The organism is Providencia sp. UF-224, assembly GCF_058245955.1.
Window position 1 is genome coordinate 1 of record NZ_JBSICC010000060.1, and the last position, 8,184, is coordinate 8,184.

The window sequence follows — 8,184 nt, forward strand, 5'->3', positions numbered from 1 at the left end:
CCTCTTTTTAGTGGACGAAGGTTCGATGGTCGGTAACAAAATTATGACTGAGGTGTTAGACGTGATTGGGCGCGGTGACGGGCGAGCGCCAATTTCAGGGGATAGGGCGCAGTTATTGTCGGTGGACAGTGGTGACCCATTAGCCCTCGCACAAGACCGTTCAGCACTGACGACTGCGGTTGTGAACGAAATCGTGCGGCAAAGACCCGAGCTTCGTCCTGCCATTGAAGCCATCATCGCGGGTCAGGTTCAAACGGCTATGGATGCGATGAATCGCGTGACGCCCGATGTGGTGCCCCGTCGAGCGGGGGCGGAATTACCCGAACAGTCGGTGATAAATTCAGGCGACAAGGTCATCACCCATATCCTTGATGACTATCGCGGGCGAACGGCTGAAGCGCAAAAAGAGACACTGATTGTGGTGCAAACCAACCGTGATAAAGATGAACTTAATCGCGGTATTCATCAAATCTTAGTCGAGCAAGGGCAATTACAAGGGGGGAAAGACGTCCCGATATTGGTGCGTGAGAGTACGCGCACAGAGGCCTTGTTATCAACGGCAGGGCTCGCAAAGCATGCCGGTAAAGTGGCGCTCATCCAAGAGCAGCACTATCGGATTGAAGTGACTCAAGAGGGAGTCAGTGATGGGGTTGTGACCCTGGTTGATGAACAAGGGAAAGGGCATTTGCTCTCGGCCTTTGAAAGTAGCTTGCTGGATATTGGTATTTACCGCCAAGAAAGTCGCCATATCGCAGCCGGTGAAAAAATCAATTTTACCCGCACAGACAAAGAGCGCGGGCGCGTGATGAACAGTGATTGGACGGTCAGTGAGGTCAATGAGAAGGGGCAAATCACTCTTACTAAGGGCGACGAATCTCGCGTACTTAACCCGAATGGCGAATTGACAGACCAACATCTGGATTACGGCTATGCGGGCACGGCATACAAAGCCCAAGGAGCAAGTAGTCTGTATGTGATTGTCCTTGGAGGTGTCGAATCAGGACGGCGTATGCTGGCTACCTTGCGTGATGCGTATGTCAGTCTTTCGCGTACTAAGGCGCATGTGCAAACTTACAGTGATGACTTGGATAAATGGACAAAAGCCATTGAGAACCCCGGCAACCGGAAGACCGCCCACGATGTGTTGTTAGCGGAACAAGACCGCGCGGCTAAAGTCGGCAATCAATTGTTTGACCGTGCGCAGCCGCTTAATGATACCGCGATTGGTCGAGCATTAAGTCGCCAAATGGGATTAGGCGAGTCACACGAAGGAAAGTTTGTTTACCCGTCCACCAAGCATCCTGAACCGCATGTGGCATGGCCTGTGTTTGATGAACACGGCAAGTCGCAAGGCACGATGCTGCAAGCCATTGAACTTGAAGGGGATAAATTGCAGGGACTCCGTGTGGAAGGGCGTTTACTGGGGAGCGAACAGGCGCAATTTATTGTCGTCAAACCCAGTCAAAACGGGCAAACCGTCATTGTGAACAGTCTAGAGTCGGCCTTTGAGACGATGGCGCAGCAACCTGAACAGGGCGTGGTCGTGCAACTCAATCCCGATGAACGTTTACACACGACCATGATTGAGAAAATCACGCAAGGGGAAGTGGATAACGCCTATGCGAATCCGAATACCGCGCAAACCGATAAAGTGGATAGTGACCCGAAAACCCTGCAAACGCCCGAAGAGCAGGCGATTGATAAAGCCTTAAAAGAGGCCGAAGCTGCCTTGCGTCAGCAAGCAAACAGCGAGTCCAAGGCACCCGAGCTCAACGAAGACGAACTACGACAGGTCATGGCCCAAGAGCGTGACAGTTTGCTGAAAGGGGAACATGACTTAATGGAGGCGAAAGAAAGAGTCATTGAAAAGGCTGTTCAGTTTGAACGTGAACATCAACAGCAACAACGGGACGCCTTGCGCCAGCAAGAGCGTGAAATCGTGATGGAAAAATCCCGTGACCGTGAATTTGGTGATTAAGGATGTCGATTATCTATGGAAAAGCCAGTTACACCAGACAAATCTCAATGGGCGTTTATTGATTTAGAGAATGTCCCGCATTTAGAGCCGATAGCGTTTGAGCAGTACCAACAAATCTTTGTTTTTGTCGGGCCCAAGCAAACCAACCTCAAATTACCCGTACAAACAACCACGCGCTATATCCTCAACATTATTAAAGTGAGCCAAGTCAGTCAAAATAATGTGGACTTTCATCTTGCCTGGTATTTAGGGCAAGCGCACGAACAAGCGAATAAAACGTGTCACTTTACCGTGTTTACCAACGACAAAGGGCTTTTACCCTTGGTCGATACGGTAAAACAGCTTGGGCGATCTTGTACCTTGCGAGGGATCATCCAAACTAAGCAAAAAGTGACACTTTCGCTCGATGAGACCAAAAAAGTGCTTAAAACGCCCTTTTTTCAACGTAACAACGGTTTTCCGAAACAGCTTACGGGGTTACGTCGCAGTTTAATCAATATATTGGGTGCCGCACAGTCACACACTGTCGAGGCCCATATTGCTAACTTGGTTGCATTGAAGGTGATTTCCCACAATGGGAATGCACTTGCTTGGTATCTTGCTGCACTTGTTAAACACCGCAAATAACCGTGTTTAACCTCATTGATTGTTGGTGATTTCCGCCAATTCTATTTAGTTTTCTCTCACGCCGAACCTCAAGTTTTATCACAAATTTTGTGAATAAATCGCGTCTTTATCGTGAAGACGTTGCTTGAATGCGCATAGAGTGCTAAATTAGCCGACAATTGATGTGAATTTTGTGGTCGCCACGCCGAAAGGTGGCAAGTGATGGGATGTAACACACAAAAATGTGCTGTGAACCCAAATAGAAAACCCCTGTAATCTTCTTCATTCTTGGCGGGACGAAAAGATTATCAGGGGTCATCAGAGTAATTCCGCTAGGGGTAATGTTGAACTCCTAGCGGGGAGTATAGAATTATGCGCAAGAAAATTCAACTCCTTCCGTACAACATAAGTGCGGAGAGACATGTCTAATGGGATCTCAATTCCTGCAATCCCTTGTTCCATTGGTAAAATTCATCGGCATTATGCGCCAAAATTTTTAGGGCAATTACCGAAATTAGTGCCCGTGCGTCGCTTCGCAGCGGCCTTAAAGCGCCACGATTGGAACCGAAACCCCCATATTTACCAACTGCGTTATAGCAGAAAGCAACGGATATCCGTGCGTTCAGAGCGTCGAGAAACCTTTGATGCGCTAGCAATGGCCATGATTGCCTATGCCGATTACAACCCCGAAAGTGACGCGCTCTTTGAAGTGATGTGCTCGGTGGAGAAGTTGGCGGAATTGTGTGGACAGCTATATCGCTATGACTGTGGCCGAAAAAGTTACGACCCAATACTGCATGCGCTGCGCGACTGGGAACAAGCGAACCTGATTGTCATTGACCGCGATTTTGATATTGAAGCCAAACAATACAAAGCGATGCGTATTTGGATACGTCCTGAATTTTTCGAAGGACTTGGGTTTTCCGCGTTAGAACTGCGCGAAGTGGTGGCCAGCTTTAGCCGTTGGATGGAAAAGAAGGGATTAAAAGAGAGCTACCAGAAACGTTATGCCCAACATGTGTTGCGACTTGCCCGCGCTAACGTGGCGTCACTGGAGACTAAGCATAAACTTCGCAACCTGCTTAACAAGCTCAAAACCCTTGTGGTTGGGAAGGATGAAGCGCTAAAACAAGAAAAGAAGCATTTAGCCAAGGCATTGAAAGAAAAGAAAGCGTTAGCCAAAAGTTTGGAAGCGCCAGAAAGCGCAGAACATGCCGCATGGCGTCGTTTTGAATCATGGAAGGTGACGCAGCCGATAGCCGCTGTCATGGCATTTGAGCGTAAAATGAAGACCTTGTACCCGAGCGTCCAAGGACAGGCTATCTACCTGCATTACGTGGAACACTTGCCCGACTCCTAATTTCCCCTATTAAATTTACCGCCTTGACTGGCGGTGGTTTCGTTCGCCCTAAATCTGGACAGCTTGTTTTTTGAGCGGTGGGTTCACTATATCCACTCCTTAATTCTTCAGGCGAAAGCCGTCTCGAACATTTTCGTTCTTTATTTAACCAACTAACTTCGAATGCTTTTATTCTCTTCAATTAACTTCGAATAATATTGGTGTTTTATGGTTAAATTCGTTTTTAGGTTCTGAACTAAACGACCTTATAAATAAGGAGTTGCGGCTCTGCTTTTTCAAGCCGCACTCTCTAAAGAGATAAACCCAATAAAGCCTTCGCTTACAAGCCATAAATGGCTGTCGCTCAGATAACCGTATCCACATTGTGCGATTGCCCCCGTAAAGCTGGCCGATGGCCACCTTAACGCGCAGCTACAGCCGTTCATCGAGGCTACGCCTCTTGCCCGTCTCACTGCGTTTTTCAAAGGGTCAAAAAAAGCGAATTCATTGTTTTAAATACAGTAGGCTTAGCCAGGACGGGAGGGTGATAGGAGGATTAAACAGCACGTAACCGCTAACGCGGGTCTCGACGGCCCTTACCCTAAGTGATTCTCTGTAACCCTTTTTGCCGTCTACAGCCCTACGGGCAGGTGATTTTGATGAAGTATCGTGACAATCTGATACTAATATGGAGAGCTTGCACACGCCCTTAATTATGATTATCCCGAAAAACTGAATATAGCGTTACGGATAAAGGTGATATCACAGATAATTACTCATCTATAGTTGAAATAGAACCACGACCTAATAAAACTTGTCGACCATATTTTTGATCGTCCATTAATTGTAAAAATAATTCCGAATCAGGCATCAACGATATGTCATCTATTTCATAGAATTCTAGAACCCCCTGATAATAATCTAAAGTTAAATACGGATTCATCCACATAGGTTCATATAATGTAGAATAATGAGGCTCTTCCAAATCTACACCTATAGTTAAGAAAAAAACCTTAAGAGGTTCATCCCAACCTACTAAAACTTCTACATTTCCACAATTACTGCTGACATTAAAAAAATGTTGGCTCATGTTTCTCCCCCTTTTAGTAAGTAAAACCAATTCTAATTAATATAGGTATATCGTTAATTTTTCCTTTTTCAGGCTTATGAATTTTTAATTAAATATTTGGCACTTTAATCTTAATTATTTTTCCCTTCAATATTTTATGTTTAAAATTTAATCAATTTAGTACTTTCAGGTAGATGATTTAGGTGAAATTTCGTGATAATCTGTTAGTAATATATTGATGATTAACATAATTTTGGAGTGCGGTGAAAATGGAGCGCAAAACACTGACGTTAAAACGCCCCCCGACGGAAAATGTCGCGGAAAATACCGAGCTCGGTATTACGCGTCGCCGTAAACAGGTCGTGGTCAATACACAGAGAAAACCCAATAAACCTGTCAAAAAAACACCCACTCAATCCCCTAAAAAAGAGGCTCCGCAGACTGTAATAAAACAAGCCGCGGTGGTCATCCCATTAGAAAAAAAAGTCATCCCCCCTACACCACCGAAAAACCATCTCCCGTTAGAGGAGGCTATCGCGAACCTTTCAGAACATTGGCCTCAACTCTTTCCTAATGGACAACTTCGACCGATGGCGGTTGGCACGCGTGAAGCCTTATTTGCGGATAAAAAAGTCCGTGAATTGCCTATTTCGACCAAAAAGCTAAAACGCAGCCTTGCGGCCATTAGTCACAGTGTCAAATACCGCACCACCATTATGCCTGGCGCGGTACGATATGATAAAGACGGTCAACTGGACGGGGAAGTCACAGAATCGGATGTCGCCGATACGCTAAAACGCATACAAAGACTGGCTAAACAACTATCAGGAAGCGCATGACAAAAACAATCCATTCGCCGATTTCCGTTGAAGAAAAAAATCGTTGGTTAGGTAAGTTAGCGTTTGCCGCTTTAGTCGCGCTCAAATTGGCACAGTGGGATGGAAAAGCCGCCCGAAATGCCCAGACTGAAAATCTTTTCCTGCTTCGTTGGCTACAAACGGCCCTGAAACAAAAACGGTTTCACCGCTGTGTCGTCCATGATTTTGAATGGCTCATCAATCTGGGCCAACAACGGTTAATGACCTCAAAACTGAAATCTCGGTTAGAGTATTTATGGCGTTCCTGTTGTTGTGATGTTGCCAGCCAAAGTGACTTGTTTCGCTTAACCTACGCGACAGAGCTGCTTAAAGATTTGGGATGGGATAGTGTGGTACTCAGTGAAGAGCGCTGGCAAAAACTGATTGCAAAAAAGCCCGTTGTGACCGCAATCCCCACCTTCTATGTTACTGCCTCTGCTTTAACCACTGGATTCAGTGATGAGGGGAAGCAGATTAACTCGGTGGAGTTTTGGGTGCTTGGTGGTAAAGGGCAATTTAACGAAGTCATCAAACAACACCATCTTTGCGGCCAGTTCGATGAAAATTTGCCACACTATACGTTGTTGTTATCACGGTAGGATGTGAATGTAAGATCCGATAATGTACATCTGTCAGAGGAGTTAACCGTGACACTCATCATTACGCAATCCCTCGAACCACGGTTATGGAATGAAATGTAAACTGGATTTTGCACGTTAATGGTGGTCAGTTTTTCCTAATATCATGACCGTTTAGCCAATTGCGTAAACATTTTTCGTGATTTAATTGACATGAGAGCTTGGGCAGAAATGAATGTGATTTTTTATTTATCGTCCCTAAGTTCACTAATTCATTGAAATCGTATCATTAAATTCATTGAGTCAGTGGGCGAAAATGCAAATTAAACTTCACACGAACATTGAAAGCTGAAAAACAGACAGAAAATCGATTCTGCGTTATGATGCACATTCTTTAGTGAGGAGTGAGTGACTGAATAATGAAACCTAAGCACACGCCGACTGCACATGATGCGGCTTTTAAAGGGTTTATGACGCAGGTTGACAGCGCAAAGGACTTTTTCGACATTCACCTGCCTGAACACATCAAAGCGTTGTGTGATTTCAGTACGTTGGCACTGACAAATTCCTCGTTTATCGATAAACAGCTGCGCTCTCGCTTATCCGATGTGCTCTATTCGGTGCAAACAACGGAAGGTGAAGGGTACATCTACCTTCTCGTCGAGCACCAATCGACGCCGGATAAACTCATGGCTTGGCGTTTGATGCACTACGCTTTCTTGGCCATGAATCAACATCTTCAGCAAGGACATAAAAAGTTACCGCTAGTGGTGCCGGTTTTGTTTTATCACGGTGGGCGTTCGCCCTACCCCTATTCCCAATTGTGGACCGATTGTTTCCCGCTACCGGATATGGCCAATGAACTTTATACCCAGCCGTTCCCGTTGGTCGATGTGACGGTGATTGATGATAATGAGCTCGTTAATCATCGCAAAGTGGCCGTGATGGAGCTGGCGATGAAGCACAAATATTTGCGGGATGAATTTGACAAGGTTATCCCCCTATTGGCACAAGCGCTCAATCAACAGTATAATGATGATAACGACATCGTCACTATCCTCAATTACCTGTTCATTGCACTGGACTCCCCCAACTTTGAACATATTGTCCAGCAATTGAGTGACCAGGCAGAAAGGCACAAGGAGGCAATTATGAATATTGCACAACGCTTACAAGATAAAGGCGAGAAAATTGGCTGGGAAAAAGGCCTAGAGCAAGGCCGTGAAGAAGAACGACTGCGCGCACATCAGCGTCAATTGGATATGGCGCGTAATTTGCTTAAAAATGGGGTTAGCCTTGACCTTATTATTGAAAGTACTGGTTTAAGCCGTGAAGAGCTCATTTCCCTGCAGTAGTCTCACCCTATTCCTTTATCATTTTTGTGCTTAATGCAAACGTCGCTAACTCAATGAGTTTAGCGATGTTTTGCGCTTTTTCAATTTGATAAATGGCTACATCGATATGAACCCGAGTTTAGAGTATGGGAACGAGCCGCCTTTCTGAATTGATTATTCAATGTAGAGATGGTATTTACATGAAATACTTATCCAAGTTGAGCGGAAAATAGTTTTATTTATTATTTTGAACAAACTCTTTCAATTCATATTATTTTTTAAATCATTTAATAATTTTTTGAAGTCTCTATTTTTTTTATAACATTCTGAGTTAAATGTGTAATTAGGGGTTTTGTGCACATTTCCTCGAAATGAGCCATTTGAAATTTAATAATCCTTAAATTTCAATACATTGACTTTTTA

General features: G+C 44.9%; 8 protein-coding genes. 6 read left to right on the forward strand and 2 right to left on the reverse strand.

Annotated elements, in window-relative coordinates; translation table 11 throughout:
• The 3 genes from AC4IFO_RS22500 to AC4IFO_RS22510 all read left to right on the forward strand — a co-directional run.
• Positions 1-1,978 (forward strand): conjugative transfer relaxase/helicase TraI domain-containing protein (locus AC4IFO_RS22500; protein ID WP_490737758.1); only part of this gene is annotated, 1,978 nt, incomplete at its 5' end.
• A gap of 15 nt (positions 1,979-1,993) precedes the next feature.
• Positions 1,994-2,605 carry a PIN domain-containing protein gene (locus AC4IFO_RS22505; RefSeq protein ID WP_490737760.1) on the forward strand — a complete coding sequence of 204 codons (612 nt, stop codon included), beginning with the start codon at positions 1,994-1,996 and terminating at the stop codon, positions 2,603-2,605.
• Between the two features lie 400 nt (positions 2,606-3,005).
• Positions 3,006-3,944, forward strand: a complete 939-nt coding sequence (locus AC4IFO_RS22510; protein ID WP_490737761.1) for a RepA family replication protein — start codon at positions 3,006-3,008, stop codon at positions 3,942-3,944.
• Between the two features lie 275 nt (positions 3,945-4,219).
• Here the strand turns inward: AC4IFO_RS22510 and AC4IFO_RS22515 are convergent, their stop codons facing one another.
• Positions 4,220-4,396, reverse strand: coding sequence for a hypothetical protein (locus AC4IFO_RS22515; protein WP_490737763.1), 177 nt, complete (start codon positions 4,394-4,396; stop codon positions 4,220-4,222).
• Positions 4,397-4,695: 299 nt separating this feature from the next.
• On the reverse strand, positions 4,696-5,013 hold the full coding sequence (locus AC4IFO_RS22520; protein ID WP_490737765.1) for a hypothetical protein: 318 nt from the start codon (positions 5,011-5,013) through the stop codon (positions 4,696-4,698).
• Between the two features lie 248 nt (positions 5,014-5,261).
• Here AC4IFO_RS22520 and AC4IFO_RS22525 point away from each other — a divergent pair, with 248 nt between their 5' ends.
• The 3 genes from AC4IFO_RS22525 (at position 5,262) to AC4IFO_RS22535 (ending at position 7,782) form a co-directional block, all read left to right on the forward strand.
• On the forward strand, positions 5,262-5,831 hold the full coding sequence (locus AC4IFO_RS22525) for a ProQ/FINO family protein (protein ID WP_490737767.1): 570 nt from the start codon (positions 5,262-5,264) through the stop codon (positions 5,829-5,831).
• Positions 5,828-6,448, forward strand: coding sequence for a DUF2913 family protein (locus AC4IFO_RS22530; protein WP_490737769.1), 621 nt, complete (start codon positions 5,828-5,830; stop codon positions 6,446-6,448). The genes AC4IFO_RS22525 and AC4IFO_RS22530 overlap by 4 nt, the downstream gene beginning before the upstream one ends.
• A 398-nt stretch (positions 6,449-6,846) precedes the next feature.
• Positions 6,847-7,782: an Rpn family recombination-promoting nuclease/putative transposase gene (locus tag AC4IFO_RS22535; RefSeq protein WP_490737771.1), complete on the forward strand. Its 936-nt coding sequence runs from the start codon at positions 6,847-6,849 to the stop codon at positions 7,780-7,782.
• Positions 7,783-8,184: the final 402 nt, after the last annotated feature.

Coding starts and splice junctions, on each gene's coding strand:
- AC4IFO_RS22505 (WP_490737760.1), top strand. CDS start 1,994: ATGGAAAAGCCAGTTACACCAGACAAATCTCAATGGGCGTTTATTGAT.
- AC4IFO_RS22510 (WP_490737761.1), top strand. CDS start 3,006: ATGTCTAATGGGATCTCAATTCCTGCAATCCCTTGTTCCATTGGTAAA.
- AC4IFO_RS22530 (WP_490737769.1), top strand. CDS start 5,828: ATGACAAAAACAATCCATTCGCCGATTTCCGTTGAAGAAAAAAATCGT.
- AC4IFO_RS22525 (WP_490737767.1), top strand. CDS start 5,262: ATGGAGCGCAAAACACTGACGTTAAAACGCCCCCCGACGGAAAATGTC.
- AC4IFO_RS22520 (WP_490737765.1), bottom strand. CDS start 5,013: ATGAGCCAACATTTTTTTAATGTCAGCAGTAATTGTGGAAATGTAGAA.
- AC4IFO_RS22535 (WP_490737771.1), top strand. CDS start 6,847: ATGAAACCTAAGCACACGCCGACTGCACATGATGCGGCTTTTAAAGGG.